We start from the raw sequence: 23,643 nt of genomic DNA, 5'->3' as shown, positions 1-23,643 counted from the left end.
GTTAAGCAGGTCAAACAGTTTCATTCTATGCCGTACTTTTCCATCTTGTTGTACAACGTCTTGCGATCTATATTGAGCATCTGTGCGGCTTTGCTTTTGTTATACTTCGCTTTTTGCAATACATCCAAAATCAGCTTCCGCTCATGCGCCTCACTGTGTAGGCGCAGGTCGGGGTTATCTGCCGACGGCACTTGGTCCGTTATCGTGATGGGATTCTTGATGACGTATACCATTTCTTGCGGTAATGCCGATGCCTCGGCCCTGCTTCCGGGCGACAGCAGCACCATGCGCTTGATCACATTTTTCAGTTCTCTTAAATTGCCCGGCCAATCATAGGCATTGAAAATCTCATCCACCTCGTCGGCCAATTCATTCACCTCCCTACCCAGCTCGTTATTTGCTTTCATTACGAAAAAATCGACGAACTGCTGGAAATCACCACGCCGATCCCGAAGGGCCGGAACGATAATTTCGAACTCGTTGATACGGTGATAGAGGTCTTCCCTAAACTTGCCCGAGCCCAAAAGATCCTCATTGGTCGCGGCAATCACCCGCACATCGACATTTATTGTCTTGTTTGCTCCAACCGGCTGTATCGTTCTTTCCTGTAAGGCCCTTAAGAGCTTCACTTGTACATCGTAAGAAAGATTGCCGATTTCATCCAAAAACAGGGTACCACCAGAGGCCTCAACAAACTGGCCTGTCTTGTCATTCAACGCTCCCGTAAACGATCCTTTGATGTGGCCAAAAAGTTCACTCGATGCCAACTCCTTGGACAACGTTCCACAATCGATGGAAACGAAGGGCTTATCAGCCCGCATACTCATTTGGTGTATGGCACGCGCCACGTATTCCTTTCCCGTACCACTTTCGCCACGGATAAGCACGGACATATCTGTGGGAGCCACTAAAGCAATGTACTCATGCAGCTTACGTGCCGCCGTGCTCGTCCCTTCGACGAAATCCAAATCCTTGGCATCTGCGTTATCTTCGCGAATGCGTGAAACAGTGGTAATGCGTTCGGCAGATTTTCCTTCCAATGCTTCATTGACCACCATCAATAGTTCGTCGGGATTTACCGGCTTGGTGATGTAGTCAAATACACCTTGTCGGATGGCTTTCACCGCTGTCCGGACATCATTGAAACTCGTCATAATAATGGAGGGAATTACCTTGCCCTGCCGACGGAGCGCATCTACCACATCGAGGCCGATACCATCTCCCAATCGATAATCCAATAAGATTAGATGGAATGTATCGTTTCTAAGCGCCTCGATGCCGCTTTTTACGCTGTATTTCACCACAACCTCGAATCCCTTTTTTTTTAGGAAGTTTTCAAGTATTGTGGCAAATGTGGTATCATCTTCTACCAAAAGAATATTGGCCATGGAGTAAGCGATTAATAAAATTGGATGCCTGTTTTAGTATATCGAACGGTCAAAACCGGATTTTATTTTGTCGATGACGGCTGTGGCAAATTCGCTTGTTTTCAGCAATTTTGCTCCCTTCATCTGGTTGAAGAAATCGATCGTAACCATTTTCTGCAAAATGGTTTCCCGTAATGCCGAAACAATCAACGAAGCGGCCTCCCTCCAACCAATGTATTCAAATAACATCACACCGCTAAGGATCACAGATGAAGGATTCATGCTGTCGGTATTCGCAAATCGCGGTGCTGTACCATGGGTAGCCTCAAACACGGCATGACCGGTATTGTAATTGATATTGGCTCCCGGTGCAATGCCAATTCCACCGACAATGGCGGCCAAAGCGTCGGAGATGTAATCTCCATTTAAATTCAACGTAGCAATAACGGAGTAATCTTTCGGATTCAATAAAATCTGCTGCAGGAAATTGTCGGCAATGACGTCTTTGATGATCACCATGCCTGTGGCTTCAGCGGCACGCATTTCATCGTTGGCCCGTTGCTCGCCTTCCGTTGATTTCGTCCTTTCCCATTGCAACCACGTGTACGTGCTGTCTGTAAATTCCGTTTCCGCCACCTCATATCCCCAATTTTTGAACGCTCCTTCGGTATATTTCATGATGTTTCCCTTATGCACCAAAGTGACCGACGGGAGCTTATGCTGCACGGCGTGCTCGATGGCGGCCTTAACCAACCGCTTCGACCCATGTTCCGAAACTGTTTTTATGCCGATGGCCGTATCTGCCGTAAAATCGAAATCCACAGCCAGTTCATGTTGAAGAAAGTCCTTGACGCGGGCCCCATCGACGGAATGAGCGGGAAATTCGATACCGGTATAAATGTCTTCGGTGTTCTCTCTGAACATGATCATGTCTACATGTTCGGGATGTCTCACAGGCGAGGGGACGCCATCAAACCAACGTGTGGGCCGTTGGCAAACATACAGGTCGAGCGCCTTACGTATCGCCACGTTGAGCGAGCGTATACCTCCGCCAATGGGCGTAGTAAGTGGTCCTTTAATACCAACTAGATGTCCACGGATTGTATTTAGCGTTTCCTCTGGCAACCACTCGCCCGTTAATTGGAAAGCCTTCTCGCCGGCTAGGATTTCTTTCCAATTCACGCCACGTTTACCATCATACGCTTTTTCTACAGCCGCATCAAATACCCGCACTGAGGCACGCCAAATATCCGGACCGATGCCGTCACCGACAATAAACGGGATGTCCACATGATGTGGTACAAGCAGCGTACCGTCTTCTTTTTTTGTGATTCTTGTCATTCTGTAATGAGGTATCAACGTCGATCCTTAGTAAACATATTTCCAATACCCCTACCGATACGTTGCAAGATCGGCGCGGCCGATACGTCTTCGTATTCATCCAGCGAGTAGCCAGCTCTCCGACTTGGAAATATCAATATCCGGCTGTGCTGAACGTATACCTTTCCAAGCTTTTTTGCGATTCCGTCAAACGAATGGCGATACGACACCTCCCCTTGCCTTGCAGAAATAAATACGATGAGATCATTGTCTTTTATAGCGCTTCTCAATGTAGCCAAGTCGTCCCACTCGTTATGGTCAGTAAATAACACACGTGTACTGTTTTTGTTCCGTTCGATATATAAGGAGACAGCTTGCTTTGTCCGCACGTCGCAAACGAATTGAATAGGAATGGTCAATTCCTGTGAAAGACGCATTATCTTTTCGACGCAATAGTCAAAACCGAGTTCTGATTCGGACAGCGGCGGACAGCATACCACAATGCGCTTCTGTAAGACCAGCGGCTTGTCAACGTGACACATGAATAGATTCGTATCCGTTTGGTTTAGGATGCTTTCCGTTTTCTCCCCCACCATCTTTTCAATGATGCCTGGGCGGCTCGGCCAGCCCAATAAAATCCCATCAGCCATCACCTCGCGCGCGGCCCTGCTGATACCGCTAGCGATATTATGGTCGATCGTTGCCATCATATTCACCTCCGTTTCACTGCCTGAAGCGTATTTCGCTGTCGAATCAAGGTTCTTTCTGGCGCGTTGCAGGTTTTGCTCAGCCATTTCATTATTGGGTACCACTGTCAGTACGGTAATCGGATGGGGAGAATGCTTACTTTTAATTAACGTTGCGAAATCCAGTAACGATTCCATGTTGTTCAGATTCGCAATCGGTAGTACCAACTGTTCTTCCCGAGCGATGTTCTTTTCGCTGGGCATTGCATCCTGATCACCTGCTAGCACGACTTTTTTGGATGCAGCTTCTGTAGCAAGTGTGGCTACGATACAGGTGACTAAAATAAGTACTATGGTGCCATTGAGCACATTTTCATCGATAATCTCATATCGGAACCCCACCATGATCACTGCCAACGTAGCAGCGGCATGTGCACTACTAAGTCCAAAAATCACTTGTCGCTGCGACGATGAATAGCCAAATAGCAATTGGGTAAACCAAGCCGCTACCCACTTGCTGAAAATAGCGACAACAGTCAACGTGCCTGCAATAATCAGTGCCAGCGGACCATTGAGCAGCACGCTTACATCGACGATCATACCCACGCTGATGAGGAAAAAAGGGATGAATATGGCGTTGCCGATAAACTCAATCCGGTTCATCAATGCAGAAGAATGCGGAATTAGTTTGTTGAGCGCCAATCCTGCAACGAACGCACCGATAATATGCTCCAGCCCGGCTATTTCCGCCAAAAACGCAGCGAAAAACACGACCGAAAGCACAAAAATATAGTGTGCCGTTTTTTCACCTTCTACCTTCTGAAAAAACCATTTGGCCACGCGCGGCACGATACCGAACATAATCAGCAGAAAAATCGCAAAAGAAATACCGAGTGTCAGCCAAAACTGTTGATCGAGCTGGCCTTGGGAGGCCCCAATAATGACCGCGAGTATAATCAGCACTGCAGTGTCCGTTAGGATAGTCCCCCCAATAGTAATGGCAACCGCCTCATTCTTGGAAATACCATAACTGTTTACAACCGGATAGGCTACCAGTGTATGGGTAGCAAACATGCTCGAAATCATGATGCTCGCGAGCATATCGTATCCTAAAACGTAATAACACACGGGGTAGCCGATGCCAATGGGAATAGCGAAGGTCAAGAAACCGAATAAGAGGCTTTTGTGACGGGTTTTCCGAAATTCGTTCATGTCCAACTCCAAACCGGCAATAAACATGATATACAGTAGCCCTATGGTAGAAAAAAGATCAACCGCCGAACTTTTCTCGAGCAGGTTCAATCCATGAGGACCGATGGCAACCCCTGAAAGGATAAGCCCGATAATGCCCGGGATTTTAATCCGGCGTAGTAAAATGGGCGACAAAAGGATGATGAACAGGATCAGTGCGAAAATGAGCACAGGATTGCTCAGCGGTATTTCAAATGCATGGCTTAACTGGTCGAAAATACTTTTGGCCATAGATTTATTTTAAAATATTCGTTCGTTGGTTTGTCAAACCTGCCCCAAAGATAACAAAATTAGCGGTTCCTTTCGGGATCGTCTGTCAGTTTATTGAAATTGAATTGCCTTAATGGGGCTGATTCGGCTGATGAGATACGATGGAATCAGCAAGACAGCCAAGGCAATTGCCGCGATGCCGACATTGAGCGAAATCACCTCAAACACACTGATGTTCACCGGGATGTAAGAAACGTAGTAAGACGTTTCATCCAGTTTAAAATAATGGGTTTTATGTTGAAACCAATATAATCCAAGGCCTAGGACATTGCCAAGGAGCAGGCCCAAACTAATCAAATATCCCGCCTGATACAAAAACACCTTACGGATACCACCATCTGTGTAGCCCAATGCCTTCAATATACCGATCATGGGCGTCCGCTCCAGAATGATAATGAGCAATGCCGATATCATATTCACGACCGCAACCATTATCATCAAAATCAAGATAATCACGGTATTGACATCAAGCAGATCGAGCCACTGAAAGATCTCAGGCAATTGGTCGCGCACACTTACCGCTTCCACATCGATCGGGAGTTTATCGTGTACATCGGCGGTGATCGCCGCCAGTTTATCAAAATCAGTGATGGACAATTCATACCCCCCTACCTCACCGGAGTTCCATCCGTTCAGTCGTCGAATCAAGGGCAGTGCACCAATCACATAGGTGTTGTCTAGTTCCTCTACACCGGTATGATAAATACCCTTGATCTCGAATTTGCGCCGCCTGACAGGCTCTTGCACAAAATACATGATGAAATCATCACCAACGGATAACTTTAGCCGGCTGGCGGTATGTTGCGATATTAAAATCTGGCCGATGGCCTTTGCACTATCGGTAAAATCAATCGGATACCCATCCACTAATGTGCTCGCGAGAAAATGTTGGTTATATGCACTGTCTATTCCTTTGAAGAGCACGCCTTCCACTTCGTCATTCACATTGATGATACCGGCCTTGGCGGCAAAATAGTGAATGGATAATAGGCCGGGAATCGCTTTTAATGTGTCGATTTCGGCTGCGGTGAGACGGAAAGGGAACGGTTCATACGAGGTATTCAGGTCGTAATTACTGAGGATGATGTCACCGAAGAAGCCCCGTTGTTTTGCCGTTACCTCGCCCTTAAAACCTCGCAGCACCGCAATGGAAAGCAACATCGCCGCCACGCCAATAGCAATGGCACCGATGGCAACCCGCACAATGAGTCCAGAGAAGGTCCGCTTACCGTCAATGGCAATCCGTTTCGCTAAAAAATATGGGAAGTTCAAGCCTCTCGATATAATTTATAACTTTGCAAAGGTAAGATACGAGATTAGAAATACGAAATTAGAAACAACTGATGCGCATCATCTTCATGGGTACTCCCGAATTCGCCGTGGCTTCTTTAGCAGCATTAATCCATGCAGGCGAAGATATTGTGGCGGTGATCACAGCACCCGACAAGCCCGCCGGGCGCGGGAGGCACCTACAACAGTCTGCAGTAAAGCAATATGCCGATGCGAACGGAATACCGGTTTTGCAACCCGAAAAATTACGTGATCCCGATTTTCTAGCCCATTTGAAATTACTAGATGCCGATTTACAGGTGGTGGTCGCTTTCCGGATGCTTCCGGAAGTCGTTTGGAATATGCCGCCTGCGGGCACGGTGAATCTGCATGCTTCCCTCCTGCCCCAATACCGCGGGGCCGCTCCGATCAACCATGCCCTCATCAACGGCGAAACGGAGAGTGGGGTCAGCACCTTCCTCCTCCAACACGAAATCGATACTGGAAATATTCTTTTTTCCGAAAAGGTGAACATCGGCCCCGACGATACCGCAGGTGATTTACATGATAGGCTTATGGTAGTGGGGGCCGATTTGCTGGTCAAAACGGTTAGGGCTATTGCACAGGGCAAAATCGAACCCATTCCGCAGGATCGAGCAGCGGCAGGTACCGAACTCAAACACGCACCAAAAATCTTTAAGGAAGACTGCCTGATAACATGGAATAAGCCCATCGCTGTGGTCTACAACCTGATTAGGGGGCTCAGTCCTTATCCCACCGCATACACGTTATTGGATGGAAAAACCTTAAAGCTTTTTAAGGCCGAAAAAGACGAGATGCCAACGCAACATGAACCAGGAACCCCTTACACCGATGGCAAGTCGTTTTTAAAATTTGCCTGTCAGGATGGTTACATCACGGTAAAAGAGCTGCAGCTGGAAGGGAAAAAGCGGATGGATGTCAAAGAATTCCTCCGGGGATTCCGGTTTTAATCACCAGCGATAGCTTGCATCATCACCGCTAAACCGCCTATGATAGATATCGTTATATTTGACAATATACACGTTGGATCTTCATTATCAATTAATTAGACCGATTGCATCAAATCTGCTCTGTCACAATTCTCTCATATTCAATCAACAATGCTAACCGGTTCATATTGATAATCAACCTATTTTTATTGATATTAAATAATTATTGATTTTATATCAATATTTTAAAGCTAAAACAGCCGTTTGAATGTTTGGAACACTTTTTGATGAAGAATGTTTAGTAAAAATATCGGATAATTTCCTCTAAATCAGACAACTTTTTCCAAGAAAATCAGTTTATATGATTAGAAAAATCGTATTTTTGCACACTTTTTAGAGAGGAAGGTACTTAATAGATTAAATGAGACAGCTCAAAATTACACAATCCATTACCAATCGCGAGTCGCAGTCGTTAGACAAATACTTGCACGAGATTGGTAAAGTAGACTTAATCACTGCTGAAGAAGAGGTTGTCCTCGCTCAGAAAATCAGAGAAGGAGACCAAGCGGCTTTGGAGCGGTTGACAAAGACAAACTTACGTTTCGTAGTTTCCGTAGCCAAGCAATATCAAAACCAGGGACTCACCCTTGGAGACTTGATTAACGAAGGAAATCTTGGTTTAATCAAGGCCGCAAAACGCTTTGATGAAACAAAAGGTTTTAAATTCATCTCCTATGCGGTGTGGTGGATTCGACAATCCATTCTGCAGGCTATTGCCGAGCAATCGCGCATCGTACGTCTTCCATTGAATCAGGTAGGTTCGTTAAGCAAAATCAGCAAAGCCTTCTCCCGATTGGAGCAGGAGTATGAACGGGAACCATCACCTGAAGAATTGGCAGACATCCTGGAAACGACGGTAGACAAAGTTTCCGATACGTTGAGTAATTCTGGACGCCATGTTTCCATGGATGCACCTTTCGTTCAAGGTGAGGAAAACACCTTATTGGACGTTTTGGAAAACAGTGACCCCGATACGGACAGTACATTGATCGATGAATCACTTTCCGAAGAGATCAAAAGATCATTGGCCACCCTTACCGAACGGGAGCGCGAAATCATTGTCTTGTTCTTCGGCTTGGGATCTAATCACCAATTATCCTTAGAAGAAATCGGCGAGAAATTCAATCTTACCCGTGAGCGGGTACGACAGATCAAAGATAAAGCGTTACAACGGCTACGCCATACTTCCCGTAGCAGGATTTTGAAATCTTATTTAGGTTAGCAAACTATCGTTGTTAAAAAAGGCCCCGTGTTGTACGGGGCCTTTTTTTATGGGTAAATGTTGTTGGCTGCACCACTTATTGTGCGTCAGGCATGAGCACAAATTCGAAAAGTCGCTCCTCGAGAAGGTATTTGTTGGCAACCGCTTTAACACTTTCGGCCGTTACCTTGTTTAGTTCATCGAGGTATTTTAAGATATACGCAGGGTCTTCATGGTTTTGATACGAACCAGAAAGATGGCTCAACCAAAAGCCGTTTTCCCGCAGTTGCACTTCGAGCATACGCCGCTGTTCGCTTACGAACTTCGCGATATCCACTTGTTCCGGCCCATTTTGTTTGATTTTATTGATCTCATCAAATACTGAGGCCATTAGCGGTGCTACCATATCCGGACTGGTGCCATAGGCAATACCGAAAGAATACCGATGGCGCGGGTACTTGGCATACGATGCACTTGCAGATACGCCATAGACGCCGCTTTCGGCCTCCCGCAATCGTTCGATTAACTTGATGTTCAGAATGCTTTCCAACGCATCGAGCTGCATATTCTCGTATTCTGAATAGTCATAATCTCCAAAATAGTATAGCCGTACGCTCGATTTCTGTTCCTGCCCTTCATGCACGGTACGTTGCAATCCTTTTTCAGGCGGATAAATACCCAAGTCGCGGGCCTGCTCTCCCCTATCCGTTGCCGGCAATCCACCTAGGTATTGCAGGACAAAAGGCATGAGTTCATCTTCCGTAAAGCTGCCCACAATGGTCACCGTAAAATCCGATGCATCGGCAAATCGTTCTTTATAGATGTCGTAGGCCCGTTGCGGATCGATGAGATCCACTTGCGCTATGGTCATGCTTGTTCGGCGGATATTGTGATTATAAAGTACCGCGTTTATCGTATCCGAAAAAACAGCATCGGGGTCATCCAGCCTATTAGCCAGTGACGCCTTTATCCGCTGCATATATCCCTCAAATACATCCATGTCCAGCCGTGGCACCTTAAAGTAAGCATAAATGAGTTCGAAAGCCAGTTGAAGGTCCTTCTTGCCACTGGAGGCATTGAAGCCCTCAGACCGTTCGGCGATATATGGCCTTACGGATACTTTCTTGCCACTCAAATATTTGGTCAACTGGGTCGCGTTATGTGGCCCAAGGCCGCTACCACCCACAACGGTCGCCGCATAGGCAGCCGAAAGGAAATCTTCATCATCGTAAAGCGACGTACCCCCCTGGCTGAATGCCGTCATGCTGATTTCATCGTTCTTGAAATCCGTTGGTTTCAGTACCACGTTCATACCGTTGCTTAACGTCAGTTCCGTAACGCCCAATTCGGGCTTATCCTGCCGACTGATCACCGTGCCCGCTTGCGGCAGTTCATCCAAGAGCGGCTCTTCTTGTATATTGTCGTCATAAGGCATAATGTCGGATACTTTTATGGCCTCCATCCAGTTATTTACGGTGTTTTCATTGGGTAACGTGTCTTTATCTTTTTCAGGAGCCATGATGAGGATATCGCGGTTGCTATCGGTATAGTATTGGCGGGCCAGGGCATTGATGTTCTCCAGTGTAATGGTGCCAATAAGTGATTTACCCAATTGGTATCGATCTTCATTGCCCAGGCTATTTTCCCCTTCAAGGAAATGATTGAGGTAGCTTTCCACGTAGCTTTCCGACTTTCGCTTATCGCGTTCGGCATATGACGACTCCACACTGGTGATGAAGTTTTCCTTGGCCCGTTCCAGTTCAGTAGCTGTGAAGCCATGGCGTTTAATCCGTTCAAACTCCGTTACCACCGCTTCGAACCCCCGTTCGATTTCACCGGGCTTTGCAGCAAAATACATCGTAAAGGCATCCAAACCCCGCAGAAAGCCGCCGATACTGCCTCCCCCTTGAATAAACGGTGGGTCAGATTGACGGGTAAGCTCAGCAAAACGCGATCCGGCCATCTGATTGAATAGCGACTTGATCAACTGCATGCGGTAGTCGGCCACCGTTTTTATGTCTGCCTCTGGGTGTTTGATGATCAATTGCATAACAGTTTGCGGCATTTCTGCATCCGTTACAGCTATAAATTGGTTTTTGCCGGCTAGCGGAATCGTATATTCTTCGCGATTTGGGGCATCATCCGGATTTTCGAGATCGGCAAACAAAATGTTTACCTGTTTTTCCATTTCTGCTACATCGATATCGCCTACAATAATAAGCGCCTGAAGGTCCGGGCGATACCACTTTCGATGGAAATCACGCAACGTTTCATGGTTGAATCCTTCGATACTTTCCTTGGTGCCTATTGGTAAACGCTGTGCGTAGCGTGATTGATTGAGAACCATGGGAAAATACTGGTCGCGCATCCGCTGTTGCGCTCCCCGTCCACCCAGTAACTCGTTTAGTACGACCCCGCGTTCCTTGTCTATTTCTTCGTCGTCGAGCAGGGCATCCTGTGCCCAATCACGCATTACCTTCAATCCGTTTTGAAGCAATTCTGGGTCGTCGGAGGGGATGGGCAGTTGATATACCGTTTCGTCAAACGAGGTATAGGCGTTGAGGTCTCCGCCAAAACGCACGCCCGCTTTTTGCAGGTAGTCTACTAATTCATTTTTGGGGAAGTTTTTGGTGCCATTGAACTGCATATGTTCTAAGAAGTGCGCCAGCCCCAATTCGTTATCGGTTTCAAGGATAGAGCCCACTTTCGTAGCTAAATACATCACCACTCGATCTTTGGGCTCCGCATTGTGGCGTATGTAGTACGTAAATCCGTTGGGGAGCCTACCGCGGAGCACGCTGGTATCCATAAGCAGCGTATCCATGAGTCGAAGGCTGTCTTGGTGTATACCCCTAAAGGCGATCGTTGATCCATGACCGGCAAAAAACAGCGATAGGAACAGGAATGACAATGTTGCAGCGCAGGTAATTCGTTGGTGGAAATGCATAAATGACAATCTAGTAAAAGCGGATAATAAGCCGCCTCTCAGCAGCATAAGCCAAAAGTAGCAATATTTTTTTCAGGTCTATAAGGCAAATCATGTAATCAGCAAATATAAGTTACTTCAAATTTCCTAACTTCGCTCTTACATGCGGTACCATTCCATACCTCCCGGCAAAAAACTAAGCGATTTTATCAGGTACTTTTGGGTCCTTGAGAGCGAATCTCCTTATACTCATCATTCGATGGCCGACGTTTGCCCGGAACTGTTATTCCATTACCGCGGTCGTTTTGATGAAATATTCGAGGGGGGTATCACCGAAAAGTCATTCATTTCAGGCATCCAAGGTCAATGTTGCCAAACACGGAAATTCCAGATCAATCGATCGTTTGGTATTTTCGGGGTCTACTTTTACCCGCACGCAATCCCATTGGTGTTCGATGTTCCGACCGTAGAATTTACTGGCGAAATGGTTAGTCTGGATACATGGTCAAGAAATTGGGGTTCCATGCTTGAAAGCCGTGTAATGGAAGCTGCAAATAATGCCGAGCGGATAAAAATCCTTTCAGATTTTGTGGTGGGGCGATTAGCACGGCATCATAGCCCGAAACGACCTGTCTTCCAAGCCATAAATGACATCATTCATTGCCAACCCAAGACCAATGTAAAGCAATTAGCCGCTAACTATTGCCTATCTGAACGACAGTTTGAGCGGCAGTTCCAACAATTTGCGGGTATGCCACCCAAGTTATTTTGCCGGATAACGCGCTTTCATTGGGCGATGTCATATTACGGCGGCCGGAAAATCAAGCTTACAGATATAGCAGCCGAATGCGGCTATTATGATCAATCGCACTTCATCCATGATTTCAAACATTTTTCGGGGTGCCATCCGCGGCAGTTTTTTACGGGTGATACTGACGCAACCTCATGGAGAGATTGAAGTTGTCGGTTTTTTACAATTTTTCCGCGTAGCGATCTGCTAATTTTGACAGGTAATTAAAACTAAAATTTATGGCTACAAACATTCCAAAACAGTACAACAGGATTATGCCTTATTTGATCCTTAAGGATGCCCGCGATTTCTTGCGGTTTATGGAAAGGGTATTCGATGCACAGGAGCAATTGATCGTGCCCGGAGAAAATGGCGGCATCATGCACGGTGAACTCCGCATCGGTGATGATACGGTCATCATGTTCGCGGAGGCGAGCGATCAGTTTACGGTTATGAATGCCGGTTTATACATCCATGTGGAAGACGCCGACACAACGTACGAAAAAGCCCTCCAAGCCGGAGCGAAAACCGTACCGGGGCAGGAGCCGTCGGATAAGGATTATGGCAGGACGTGCGGGGTCAAAGACCCCTTTGGCAATACCTGGTGGATTACCGCTGTATCGCAATGAGAGCCGTTGTACGTGCAGGATTAATCATAGGAACGCTGGACATTTTGGCAGCGTTCCTGCAATTCTACTTCACAACGCACAATAATCCCGTTGTGGTATTGCACTACATTGCCAGTGGCGTATTTGGAGACGGTGCATACAAGGGAGGTATCCTCATGGCCGGATGGGGCCTGCTGTTTCATTTTGTCATTGCCTTTGCATTTACCACCCTATTCTTTGCGCTGTTTCGTTCGCTAGCATCCGTCCGCCGTATAGGCCTTCTTTCCGGTATACTTTATGCTCCCTTTATGTGGATTGTTATCCAGTTTGTCGTTATCCCGTTGTCCAGAATTTCGAGCGTTTCTCCACTTAGTTTTGCCAATGTAGCCATTGCGAACGCAATTTTGATCGCCTGTATCGGTATTCCCCTTTATTACATGGCCCGCAGAGCTTACGAACCAAGCCGTAAACCGTAAACATCCATACTGACGTGGATAGCAACGCCCTTGCGCAGGCCGATGCAGGTGTCTTCATATGGAAGACGACGGATTGACATTTGCGTATGATAAAAAAGCTACCTTTGCAGCATGAATAATTACGCAGTCATTTTTGACATGGATGGGGTCATCGCACATACCAATCCCTACCATTCCGAAGCATTTAAACAATTTTTCGACAACTATAAAGTCCCCTATACCGAGCAGGAATTCGAGGACCATATGTATGGAAAACATAATGATTACATCATGCGTCACTTTTTCAGACGCGAACTGACTGGCTCGGAAATCAAGCGCCTCGCGGAAGAAAAAGAAGCACTTTTCCGCGAGATTTATGCCGGCCATATCATGCCCATTGTGGGGCTTCCTGAGTTTCTTTCAGCGCTCAAGGCCGAGGGGTTCCGAATAGGTGTAGCTACTTCGGCACCTCGGGCTAACCTCGATTTCATCATAGACGGGCTTTCCCTGCGTTCGCTCATGGACACCGCTTTATCCAGCGAAGATGTACATATACATAAGCCGAACCCCGAAGTCTACCTGAAATCGGCCCGAAAGCTGGGCGTTGCACCGGGAGACTGCGTGGTCTTTGAAGATTCCTTCTCCGGTGTATCCGCTGGTATCAATGCCGGTGCCAAGGTGGTAGGAGTGCTTACCTCCCATACCAAGGACGAACTTCCTCCCTGCCAATACTACATCCACGATTACCTTGATATTGATGTAAACCGCATCAAGCAACTATTAGCCCACACCGATGCCTGATTTCTCCGGTCTGTTGGATGGGCCGTTCGAATGGGCCATTTTCTTTTCCTGTGCCCTGCTTATCGGTATGTCAAAAACCGGCATTCCCAATATCGGCACACTCACCGTTCCCTTATTTGCGTTGCTCTTCGGTGCCAAGCATTCCACGGGCATTGTATTGCCATTGCTTTGCATGGCTGATCTGCTGGCAGTCATTTATTACCGCAAGAAGTTCCATCGCGATTTGGTCATCAAGCCTATGCCCTGGGCTTTACTTGGCTTAGCCGTTGCGCTGGCCGTCGGACACCTCGTTCCTGAATCGGGCTTTAAGGTGATAATGGCTGGGTGCATCCTGTTGGGGATTATCACGATGATTGGTACCCATCGCTCCGAAAGCGCAGCTGCCATCACCGAATCGCTTTGGTTTGCTCCGGCTATGGGCTTCATTCTGGGATTTTCCACCATGATTGGCAATGCTGCCGGCCCTCTCCTCACGGTGTACCTGCTCTCCATGCGACTTCCCAAATTTGCCTTTGTGGCTACTGGAGCATGGTTCATCATGATACTGAATTACGCCAAGATACCATTACAAGCTTTCGTTTGGGACAACCTGTCCTGGAATAGCCTCTTGCTCGATCTGACGGCACTGCCCGTTATCCTGCTTGGGGGCCTGCTCGGTATCCGGATCGTACACGTTCTTCCCGAGCGACAATTCAAAACCGCAATGATTACGCTGACGGTGATATCGACATTGATTCTGCTATTTTAAGGGATATCTGGTTCCGAGACGGTCTACTAAATTTGGTTAATACATGCCGACGCCCCTCAACCGACTGAAAATTTGCTTATCTTTGAATACGTTACCTGTATAGCAATATACCATGAATGATCAGCGGTTGATAACCATACTCCATGCGCGTTCCGTCAAACCGACGGCCATGCGGTTGTTGGTTTTGGACATGCTGGCTCAGCAGGAAACCGCCATCAGCCTTTCGGATCTAGAGGAACAGTTCGATAAAGTAGACAAGGTAACGCTCTACCGCACGCTAAAGACATTCGAGCAGCATAAAATCATTCACAGTATCGACGATGGTACGGGTTCTGCCAAATATGCGCTCTGCAGTGAGGGATGTGAGTGCAATCCCGGAGATTTGCATGTACACTTCCATTGTCAGCTCTGCAAACGCACATTCTGCCTTACAGATTATACCATTCCTGCCGTAAATTTGCCACAGAAATTCGTATTGAAAGAGATGAACATGGTGATGAAGGGACTTTGCGAGGACTGCTCAACATAACTTTGCAAATCGGTTGCATGGCTTTTGCCGTTACCTTTGTTGGTATAGGACAAAGGCAATCCATGAAATGATAAACCATGATTCAATCCGTGCTGATACCGTTGGCGAGCATAGCCACGTGGCCGGCTGCACCACCTGTTCCCATTCGCACGATCATGGCGAAGATCACAACCACGGTGCAGGCCAATCTACTTTTAAGCTTTTTCTTCCGGCCTTCGTGAGCCTTATCCTTTTGCTACTGGGACTCGCCATTGACAATGCGTGGTTCCCTGTACAGGCATTTTCGGACCACTGGGTGCGCTTGGTTTGGTATGCCGCAGCATACCTTCCTGTGGGCTTCCCGGTTATCCGTGAAATGTTCCAAGCCTTCTCCAACAAAGAAATCTTCTCGGAGTTCACGCTGATGACCATCGCTACGTTGGGGGCTTTCTTTATCGGCGAATACCCGGAAGGTGTCGCTGTCATGCTATTTTATACAGTCGGCGAGAATTTCCAAAGCATGGCCGTACGCCGCGCCAAGGGCAATATCAAGGCGCTGTTGGACCAACGGCCCGACGAAGTGACCATCTTGGACAATGGAAGTCCGCGAATTGTCAAAGCCGAGCAGGCCACCATCGGCCAGATCATACAGCTCAAGCCAGGGGATAAGCTTGCCCTCGATGGTGAACTACTGTCAGAAAGTGCCTTTTTCAATACCGCGGCGCTCACCGGAGAAAGCAAACCGGATACAAAGATGCAGGGCGATACCGTACTCGCGGGTATGATCAATCTGAATACCGTGGCGCTGGTACGCATCACCACCGCCTATACGGATAGCAAGCTAAGCCGGATTATTTCCTTGGTACAGGATGCCACTGCGCAGAAGGCACCTACCGAATTGTTCATCCGTAGGTTCGCTAAGATTTACACGCCTATCGTGGTGCTGTTGGCGTTGCTTATTACGTTACTCCCGGCCTTCTTTGTAGTCGACTACGTGTTTAACGACTGGTTGTACCGCGCATTGGTCTTTCTGGTTATTTCCTGTCCATGCGCATTGGTCATCTCTATTCCACTCGGCTATTTCGGTGGTATCGGCGCTGCTAGCCGCCACGGCATTCTTTTCAAAGGCAGCAATTTCCTGGATACACTGGCCAATATCCGGCATGTCGTGATGGACAAAACCGGTACATTAACCCAAGGGGTCTTCAAGGTACAGGAAGTCGTTATTTCCGAAGGATTCAACGGAGCTGAGGTACTCCGTCTTGCCAACGCATTGGAAAGCAACAGTACCCATCCGGTCGCTACGGCCATCCATGCACACGTGGGGCCTGTGGATGAAAGCCTGCAGCTGGAGCAAGTTGAGGAAATTGCCGGTCACGGGCTGCGGGCGGTGGTAAATGGCAAATCCCTGTTAGTCGGCAACTTCAAGCTGCTCGACCGGTTCGGTATCGCATATGATGTGGATGCCAATTCAATAACCGCTACGGTGGTTGCCCTTGGCTACGACGGGCGATTTGCTGGCTATTTGACTATTGCCGATCAACTCAAGCCGGATGCTGCCGAGACCGTTACTCAGTTAGAAGCCCTAGGTATAACTCCTACCATGCTGAGTGGCGATCGCTCCGCTGTTGTGAGAGCTGTGGCCGATACACTTGGAATCACCGACGCCTACGGTGATCTTCTACCAGAAGATAAAGCAAATAAAATCAAGGAGATGAAAGCGTCAAATATAACTGTTGCTTTCGTTGGAGATGGTGTGAATGATGCCCCTGTGATCGCGTTGAGCGATGTGGGTATTGCCATGGGCGGGCTCGGTAGCGATGCGACCATCGAGACCGCAGATGTCGTCATCCAAGATGACCGGCCCGGTAAGATTCCCGTGGCTATCCGCATCGGGAAGTCAACTCGCCGTATTGTCTGGCAGAACATTACCCTGGCATTTGCGGTAAAGGCCGTCGTGCTTATTCTAGGTGCTGGCGGACTGGCCAACATGTGGGAGGCGGTGTTTGCCGATGTCGGTGTGGCGCTATTGGCTATTGGCAATGCAATCCGCATACAGCGGATGAAGTTTTAGATTTTTTGATACATTTGTAGCTGTACCCAATTATAACATGCGATGTACAACATCAATAGAAAGCAATTCCTGAAAACGATGTCACTGCTTGCAGGTGTGCCATTGTTTCCCGCTGCCACCTGGGCAGCTGCCCATCATCAGCCTGCAACCCAAATGAAGCTCGGACTGGTCACTTACCTCTGGGGTAAGGATTGGGACGTACCCACCCTGATCAAAAATTGTACGGATACGGGTATACACGGCGTTGAATTGCGTGTAGACCACGCTCACCACGTCAGCCCGGAGATGAGCAACCGCGAGCGGCAACGCGTAAAAGAACAATTTGAAGCCAGTGCGGTGCAGTGTGTAGGCATGGGTACCAATGAGCAGTACGATTTTCCGGATCAGCACAAACTGCAGACGTCTATTGCGCGTACCAAGGCTTTTATCCAGTTGAGTGCCGACATCGGCGGAACGGGCGTAAAAGTAAAACCGAATGCTTTTCATCGTGATGTACCCCGTGAAAAGACGATGGCGCAAATCGGAGCAGCATTGAATGAGCTGGCAGCCTACGCTGCAGACTTCGGGCAGCAGCTCCGCTTGGAGGTACACGGAAATGAAACCCAGAATCTGCCCAATATCAAGACCATCATGGATCATGCCGATCATCCCAACGCCACGATTTGCTGGAACTGCAATCCGCAGGATTTAGACGGCCAAGGGTTCCAATATAATTTTGATTTGGTGAAAGATCGTTTCGGTGACACGGTTCACGTACGCGAACTGGACCGCACGGACTACCCCTACCCCGCCCTTCTGAAAAACCTAGCTACCATGGATTACAGCGGCTGGATCCTGTTGGAATGCCACACCGACCCCGCCGATAAAGTGCAATCCATGCGGGAACAACGGGCAGTTTTCGATCGCATGATAGCCGCTCTTTAGCATTGGCAACATTGCAATAAACAGGTCACCGACGGATAGCGTCCGTCGGTGACCTGTTAAAATTCCGATTAATCACTTTCTGCCGCCAATTCATTGCTTTTGGCCAGCAATTTGACACTTTCAGCCAACCGGATGAATTCTGCACGGTATCCTTCATCATCGATTCCCTTTGCACCCTTCGCCCGAGCGATCAGCCGGTCATAGTCTGCTTGTTGTTTGTAGTCCGAGTTGCGCAACAACATACCCAGTTCAGCTACTGCACTAGCAAACCGGAAATCCGCGCTAGCTTCCGATAGCTCCTGCGGCTTGCCCGCCACGGTCATCTGTTGCAACCGACTTTTGTCGCCTTCTGTATCCTTGTAGCGGAATTTGACCGTTGCTATCTCGTCGCTGATTCTCACCTCGGGCCGTTCTTTAACAGGTTGGTATTTCAGCGGATCCACGTCGCCAGGATAGGTGCTTTTCACCCCCATCGGCACGATTTCGTAGAGGGCGGTTACGGTATGGCCAACGCCCATGTCGCCGCCAAGCTTTCCATCGTTGTTAAAATCTTCTTTTTCCAACAGCCGGTTTTCATAACCCATTAAACGATATGCCTGTACCTTGCCGGGATTGAATTCCACCTGTACCTTCACATCCTTGGCCACGGTAAACAAGGTGCCGCCGAACTCCGTGACCATCGCCTTGCGGGCTTCCGTGATATTGTCGATGTACGCATAGTTACCATGCCCCTTATTGGCTAGCAGTTCCATCTTGCTGTCCTTGAAGTTACCCATGCCAAAGCCCAGTACGGAGAGGCTCACACCGCTCTGCCGTTCTTTGGCGATGAGTTGTTCCATGTCGCCGTCACTAGCCGAACCGACGTTGAAGTCGCCGTCAGAGGCGAGGACGATGCGGTTGTTACCCCCTTTGATGAAATGCTGACGGGCGATGCGGTAGGCCAGCTGCAAGCCAGCCCCGCCTGCGGTAGACCCGCCGGCATGCAGTGCATCAATAGCATCCTTTATTTTGGTCTTCTGGCTGCCCGGCGTACTTTCGAGTACCACGCCGGCAGACCCGGCATAGGTTACGATTGCCACGTGGTCATTCGCGCGCAGTTGGTCGACCAACATCTTCATCGATGCCTGCGCGAGTGGTAGCCTGTTTACCCCCATCATGGATCCCGAAACGTCGATAAGGAAAACCAAGTTTGACGCTGGCAGCTTATCGGTCGGTACCGATTTCGCTTTCAGGCTGATACGCAGCAAGCGGTGTTCCGGATTCCAGGGTGCTACTGCCAGCTCCGTGTGGATCGCCACAGGCTCACCGCCAGACGGTCCTTTGAGATCATATTGGAAATAGTTGATCAGCTCTTCAATCCGTACCGCATCTATAGGCGGGAGCTGCCCATTGTTGATGAAGCGTCGGAAGTTACTGTAAGAGGCCGCATCCACATCGATTGCAAAGGTTGATAGCGGTTCATCCAAAGGATTAAAAAAGCGATTTTCTGTAACCCCTTTATAGGATTCGGTGTTTATAGGCTGCGGCATATATACTTGGGAGCTATACCCGGTTCGTGACATGCCTCGGATACGGATACCGGCAACACTTCCCACTAATTCGGATTTTGCCTGCACGCCGTGTCCCACAATCACTACTTCCTCAAGGTTTTCGGTTATGGGGTTCAATTTAACATCAATCACACTGTCCTTTCCGACTTTGACCCGTTTACTTTCGTAGCCGATGAAATGAAACGCAAGGTATTTGCCTTTTTCTGCGCTAATCGCATAGTGACCGTTGGCGTCGGTAGCCACAGCGGTCCCAGCCCCCTCAACCGACACTTGTACGCCAACCAGGGCATTTCCACTCGATTGATCATACACCGTACCGCTGATATTAAACGGTGTGGCACTCCGGTATCCCACCAGGGATAACATCAGCACCGTTGCAAAGAAAATAGCTTTCATAACTGTCAATTTTTTCGCGAAGGATGCGTGAATTCCCGAATTTCCATAAACCGGAAAAAAAAATTATTTTCACCGAGCAATGGGTTGGTTTAGCAAGTCCAAAAAAAACGTCGATGACGACGATATACTCCTACGGCGCTATCGCGATACTGGCGATCTGGCTGCATTGGGTGAGTTATTTGATGTCCATGCAGAAATGGTCTATTACGTATGCATGCGCTACCTACAAGATAGCGAGCGGAGCAAGGATGCCGTCATGCAGATTTTCGAGGAGCTTATCGGTAAGGTCAATAAGCAGGAAATCCAAAAATTCGGCAGCTGGTTATACGTACTTAGCCGCAACCATTGCCTCATGCAGCTGCGGTCCGAGAAAAACAGACAGCAAATTTCCATCGATGAATTTGTGGAATTTCCATTGTCCGTGCATCCGGAGGACGACGCGGGGGAAAAAGAACAGCTGCTCACAGTATTAGAACGCTGCATGGAGCGGCTCCCCGAAAAACAAAAACGCAGTGTCGATTTGTTTTTTTTGAATGAAAAGTGTTATAAGGAAATCGTCGACATGACTGGGTATAGCCTGAAAGAAGTAAAAAGCTACATCCAGAATGGCAAACGGAACTTAAAATTGTGCATGGAGGCCAACCATGGAAAAGGGTAAGGTGGATATGGAATTGATCAAACGGTATGTCCGTGGGGAACTCAGTCCCCGCGAGATGTATACGTTGGAGCGGCAAGCGCAAGACGACCCTGCGTTGATGGACGTCATCTTGGGGATGGAAAATGAAGTCGAAGAAGTGCATGAAGCTAACCTTGCGGCTATCCGCAACCGTATTGCGGTGCGTACCAGGCGTGGCGGTACACGACGGTTAGCTACCGCACAGCGCTGGGCCATAGCGGCAACCGTATTGGTCGCCTTCACCCTTGGCGCCTTATGGTTCACAGAGTGGCGCGCACCAGAACAAAGCCAAGCGGAACTCGTATCGGCGCCCATCGAAGCGGAAACACCTCGTCTCGAACAACCTGTCACACCTGAAGAGGGAGTTGCTTCAGAAGGCGCTGCAGCCGTGCAATCGCCTCAATCCAAGGTGCCGCTGGCAGACCAGCGCCAGCAACGCTTGGCCGCCGCCCCAACGGTGCCTTTGCGCGAAAGTGCGGAGGGCTCCGCTGAAGCAATTGGCTCAACGGACCGGCAGACCGCTGCGAAGCAAACGCAATCCATGGATACGTTGGACGAAACCGTAGTGGTGGGTTATGGTGCTCAGAAAAAAGCAGACCTCACCGGCGCGGTAGCCGCCAATGTACTAATAGACACGCCGGTAAAAGAAAGTGAGCAAGCCTTAGCTGGGCGTGCGCCTGGCATCCGTATACGCGGCGTGAGTCAGCATGTGAACCAACCTGTTGTAAGCGGTAAGATTGTGGATGGCCAAACACAGGAGCCGTTGTCGGGTGTGGCATTACAGCTCTCGGATGGGCATAAGGTCGTCACAGACTCTTCCGGTCGGTTCGTCGTTGCAGATCCGGAGCTTATACAAAGCGCTTCGCTCATCGGCTATGAGCTTCAGTCGGTAGAAGTGGTCGGGAAGGATACGATTCTGCTAATTATGGAACCCTCGGCCGTTTCGCTCAGCGAAGTGGTTGTGACCGGCTACGGCAAAGCCAAAAGCGCCGGCAATCCCGAGCCCAAGGACGGTTGGCGTGCCTATCGACGGTATTTGAAAGACGAACAAAAGCGAGCTGACGGAGAAAAAGGCACGGTTGACCTAACATTCATCGTGGATAAAGACGGGCGTCCGACCGATATTAAGGTAGTCAAAACCAACAACGAGAACTTAAATTCCTTAGCGGTCGCTATCGTACTCAACGGGCCACATTGGAAACCCGGTAGAAACGGCGGGTGTGAGGCAGCGTTGCAGATTACATTTTGAAGCACAAGGAAATTATCCCACCGTTAACGAATGTTAAAAAAAAATCACATCGGCGCAAGCTAACTATCTTTGCGGATATGACACGTTACATGCTCATAGCCATCGGCTGGCTGCTCTTTCTACCTCTTTTTTTATTGGCTCAGCCTGCCGATGACTGGGGAGCGTTCATCCAGCGTATCCCGATCGAGGCACACCAAGGGAAAAACTTCCGGCTCCAGGCGGCGGTGAAAGTGGAAGTCGTCGATTCCACGGCCGAGGCCGAAATCTGGGCGCGGGTCGATAAGAAAGACAATCGTGCCGGTTTTTTTTACAATATGATGGATAAGCCAATCCGGTCCGACCGGTGGCAGGTATATGTCATCGAAGGAACAATAGACCGTGGTGCCGAACACCTCGCCTTCGGCGGACTATACAGTCGACAAGGGCGGTTTTACTTCGACGATTTCCAGCTCTTCGTGGAAAACGACGGTGGGCAGCTCGAGCGGATTCCGATTCCATCTGGAGATTTCGAGGGCGACAGTGTTGCCAGCCACTGGGGTTACCTCAAGCAACGCGAGGGCTTTGCCCTCACTGCGACCAGCCAGGCGCCCTACCACGGTAAACGTTCCGCATTGGTCGATGGTTCTGGTTTCGTGAAACCTCCCACCTACGGCAATAACGTCAGCGCTGGGCGTACTGCCACCGTCAATGGTATCGAACTGTATTACGAAACGTACGGGGAAGGTGAGCCATTACTGCTGTTGCACGGCAACTCACAATCCATCCTCGCCTTTACCCATCAAATCCCCGAGTTTGAAAAACATTACCGTGTTATCGCTGTAGATACTCGCGGACAGGGCAAATCAACGGAAGATGGTCAGCGGTATACCTATGAACTATTTGCCGAAGACATGAAAGCGCTCCTCGATGAACTCGGGTTGGACAGCGTCAATGTCGTCGGTTGGAGCGATGGCGGAAATACCGGGCTGATGCTCGCAATGAAATACCCTGCCAAGGTCAGGAAGCTGGTGACTATGGGTGCCAATATCTACATCAACAACAGTGTAATAGACAAAAGTGTACGTAAAGAAGTTGTGCAACGCCAAGAAGCCCTTGCGGCAGATACCAGCCGGGCTGCGCAAAATGCGGCGCGGTTGATGGCCCTCTTGCTGACCGAACCAAACCGGGTGTATGAAGACCTCCGGGCTATCCATTGTCCGGTGTTAGTAATGGCCGGCGAAAACGACATCATCAAGGAGGCCCATACCCGGGGTATCGTTGCGCATCTACCCAATGGCACACTGCATATTGCAGCAGGTGAAGACCACTATTTCCCGGTAAATAATCCCTCGGCTTTTAATGAAGTCGTATTGGATTTTCTGGATGACTAGTTGGATAATGCAAGGGACCAGGTACCACCCAAAATTTGTCAACAAAAAACTTATATTATATAGGGGATTTCTAGGGGTTTTCTAGGGGTTTTTTAGGTATTTACTACGAATAAATTCTTAGTAGATATGTAGAAAATATTAGATCTATTACTAGCAAATTTTATTTAACCTTA

The 23,643-nt window shown here is 48.6% G+C and carries 19 protein-coding genes; 13 read left to right on the top strand and 6 right to left on the bottom strand.

Annotated elements, in window-relative coordinates; all coding sequences use genetic code 11:
- Window positions 1–20: 20 nt before the first annotated feature.
- The 4 genes from IEV98_RS18360 to IEV98_RS18345 all read right to left on the bottom strand — a co-directional run bounded on the left by IEV98_RS18360 (window position 21) and on the right by IEV98_RS18345 (window position 6,166).
- Window positions 21–1,388: a sigma-54-dependent transcriptional regulator gene (locus tag IEV98_RS18360; RefSeq protein ID WP_188507486.1), complete on the bottom strand. Its 1,368-nt coding sequence runs from the start codon at window positions 1,386–1,388 to the stop codon at window positions 21–23.
- Between the two features lie 33 nt (window positions 1,389–1,421).
- A complete protein-coding gene (gene icd / locus IEV98_RS18355; RefSeq protein WP_188507485.1) occupies window positions 1,422–2,708 on the bottom strand; it encodes an NADP-dependent isocitrate dehydrogenase in 1,287 nt (428 codons plus the stop codon).
- A gap of 14 nt (window positions 2,709–2,722) precedes the next feature.
- Window positions 2,723–4,855, bottom strand: a complete 2,133-nt coding sequence (locus tag IEV98_RS18350) for a cation:proton antiporter (protein WP_188507484.1) — start codon at window positions 4,853–4,855, stop codon at window positions 2,723–2,725.
- A gap of 90 nt (window positions 4,856–4,945) precedes the next feature.
- Window positions 4,946–6,166 (bottom strand): ABC transporter permease, encoded by a 1,221-nt coding sequence (locus IEV98_RS18345; protein ID WP_188507483.1) that lies wholly within the window; start codon window positions 6,164–6,166, stop codon window positions 4,946–4,948.
- Between the two features lie 71 nt (window positions 6,167–6,237).
- On the opposite strand from IEV98_RS18345, the gene fmt reads away from it, so the two are divergent.
- The gene (gene fmt, locus IEV98_RS18340; protein ID WP_188507482.1) at window positions 6,238–7,155 is read left to right on the top strand and encodes a methionyl-tRNA formyltransferase; all 918 of its coding nucleotides are present in this window, start codon (window positions 6,238–6,240) and stop codon (window positions 7,153–7,155) included.
- 400 nt (window positions 7,156–7,555) lie between these two features.
- Window positions 7,556–8,416: a sigma-70 family RNA polymerase sigma factor gene (locus tag IEV98_RS18335; RefSeq protein WP_188507481.1), complete on the top strand. Its 861-nt coding sequence runs from the start codon at window positions 7,556–7,558 to the stop codon at window positions 8,414–8,416.
- Window positions 8,417–8,492: 76 nt separating this feature from the next.
- On the opposite strand, the gene IEV98_RS18330 is transcribed toward IEV98_RS18335, so the two are convergent.
- Window positions 8,493–11,342 (bottom strand): M16 family metallopeptidase, encoded by a 2,850-nt coding sequence (locus IEV98_RS18330; protein ID WP_229738836.1) that lies wholly within the window; start codon window positions 11,340–11,342, stop codon window positions 8,493–8,495.
- A gap of 142 nt (window positions 11,343–11,484) precedes the next feature.
- Between IEV98_RS18330 and IEV98_RS18325 the strand changes: the two genes are divergently transcribed.
- The 8 genes from IEV98_RS18325 to IEV98_RS18290 all read left to right on the top strand — a co-directional run bounded on the left by IEV98_RS18325 (window position 11,485) and on the right by IEV98_RS18290 (window position 18,229).
- Window positions 11,485–12,279 carry a helix-turn-helix domain-containing protein gene (locus tag IEV98_RS18325; protein WP_307726865.1) on the top strand — a complete coding sequence of 265 codons (795 nt, stop codon included), beginning with the start codon at window positions 11,485–11,487 and terminating at the stop codon, window positions 12,277–12,279.
- 71 nt (window positions 12,280–12,350) lie between these two features.
- Window positions 12,351–12,740: a VOC family protein gene (locus IEV98_RS18320; protein WP_188507479.1), complete on the top strand. Its 390-nt coding sequence runs from the start codon at window positions 12,351–12,353 to the stop codon at window positions 12,738–12,740.
- The gene (locus IEV98_RS18315) at window positions 12,737–13,195 is read left to right on the top strand and encodes a hypothetical protein (protein WP_188507478.1); all 459 of its coding nucleotides are present in this window, start codon (window positions 12,737–12,739) and stop codon (window positions 13,193–13,195) included. The genes IEV98_RS18320 and IEV98_RS18315 overlap by 4 nt, the downstream gene beginning before the upstream one ends.
- A gap of 111 nt (window positions 13,196–13,306) precedes the next feature.
- Window positions 13,307–13,975, top strand: coding sequence for an HAD family hydrolase (locus IEV98_RS18310; protein ID WP_188507477.1), 669 nt, complete (start codon window positions 13,307–13,309; stop codon window positions 13,973–13,975).
- On the top strand, window positions 13,968–14,723 hold the full coding sequence (locus IEV98_RS18305) for a sulfite exporter TauE/SafE family protein (protein ID WP_188507476.1): 756 nt from the start codon (window positions 13,968–13,970) through the stop codon (window positions 14,721–14,723). The genes IEV98_RS18310 and IEV98_RS18305 overlap by 8 nt, the downstream gene beginning before the upstream one ends.
- Window positions 14,724–14,835: 112 nt before the next feature.
- The gene (locus IEV98_RS18300; RefSeq protein ID WP_188507475.1) at window positions 14,836–15,252 is read left to right on the top strand and encodes a Fur family transcriptional regulator; all 417 of its coding nucleotides are present in this window, start codon (window positions 14,836–14,838) and stop codon (window positions 15,250–15,252) included.
- A gap of 67 nt (window positions 15,253–15,319) precedes the next feature.
- A complete protein-coding gene (locus tag IEV98_RS18295) occupies window positions 15,320–17,305 on the top strand; it encodes a heavy metal translocating P-type ATPase (protein ID WP_188507474.1) in 1,986 nt (661 codons plus the stop codon).
- A gap of 42 nt (window positions 17,306–17,347) precedes the next feature.
- Window positions 17,348–18,229 carry a sugar phosphate isomerase/epimerase family protein gene (locus IEV98_RS18290; protein ID WP_188507473.1) on the top strand — a complete coding sequence of 294 codons (882 nt, stop codon included), beginning with the start codon at window positions 17,348–17,350 and terminating at the stop codon, window positions 18,227–18,229.
- A gap of 68 nt (window positions 18,230–18,297) precedes the next feature.
- Here IEV98_RS18290 and IEV98_RS18285 read toward each other — a convergent pair whose 3' ends face one another.
- Window positions 18,298–20,175: a vWA domain-containing protein gene (locus IEV98_RS18285; RefSeq protein WP_229738835.1), complete on the bottom strand. Its 1,878-nt coding sequence runs from the start codon at window positions 20,173–20,175 to the stop codon at window positions 18,298–18,300.
- A gap of 79 nt (window positions 20,176–20,254) precedes the next feature.
- Between IEV98_RS18285 and IEV98_RS18280 the strand changes: the two genes are divergently transcribed.
- From IEV98_RS18280 to IEV98_RS18270, 3 genes are all read left to right on the top strand, one after another.
- Window positions 20,255–20,833, top strand: a complete 579-nt coding sequence (locus IEV98_RS18280) for an RNA polymerase sigma factor (RefSeq protein WP_188507472.1) — start codon at window positions 20,255–20,257, stop codon at window positions 20,831–20,833.
- Window positions 20,820–22,100, top strand: coding sequence for a TonB family protein (locus tag IEV98_RS18275; RefSeq protein WP_188507471.1), 1,281 nt, complete (start codon window positions 20,820–20,822; stop codon window positions 22,098–22,100). Before IEV98_RS18280 ends, IEV98_RS18275 begins: the two co-directional genes overlap by 14 nt.
- Window positions 22,101–22,177: 77 nt before the next feature.
- Window positions 22,178–23,470: an alpha/beta fold hydrolase gene (locus IEV98_RS18270; RefSeq protein ID WP_188507470.1), complete on the top strand. Its 1,293-nt coding sequence runs from the start codon at window positions 22,178–22,180 to the stop codon at window positions 23,468–23,470.
- Window positions 23,471–23,643 lie beyond the last annotated feature (173 nt).

Source organism: Parapedobacter pyrenivorans, assembly GCF_014636865.1.
GTDB classification, from domain to species: domain Bacteria; phylum Bacteroidota; class Bacteroidia; order Sphingobacteriales; family Sphingobacteriaceae; genus Parapedobacter; species Parapedobacter pyrenivorans.
The sequence above is the reverse complement of the archived record's forward strand: the minus strand, read 5'-3'. Positions and strand labels throughout refer to the sequence as shown.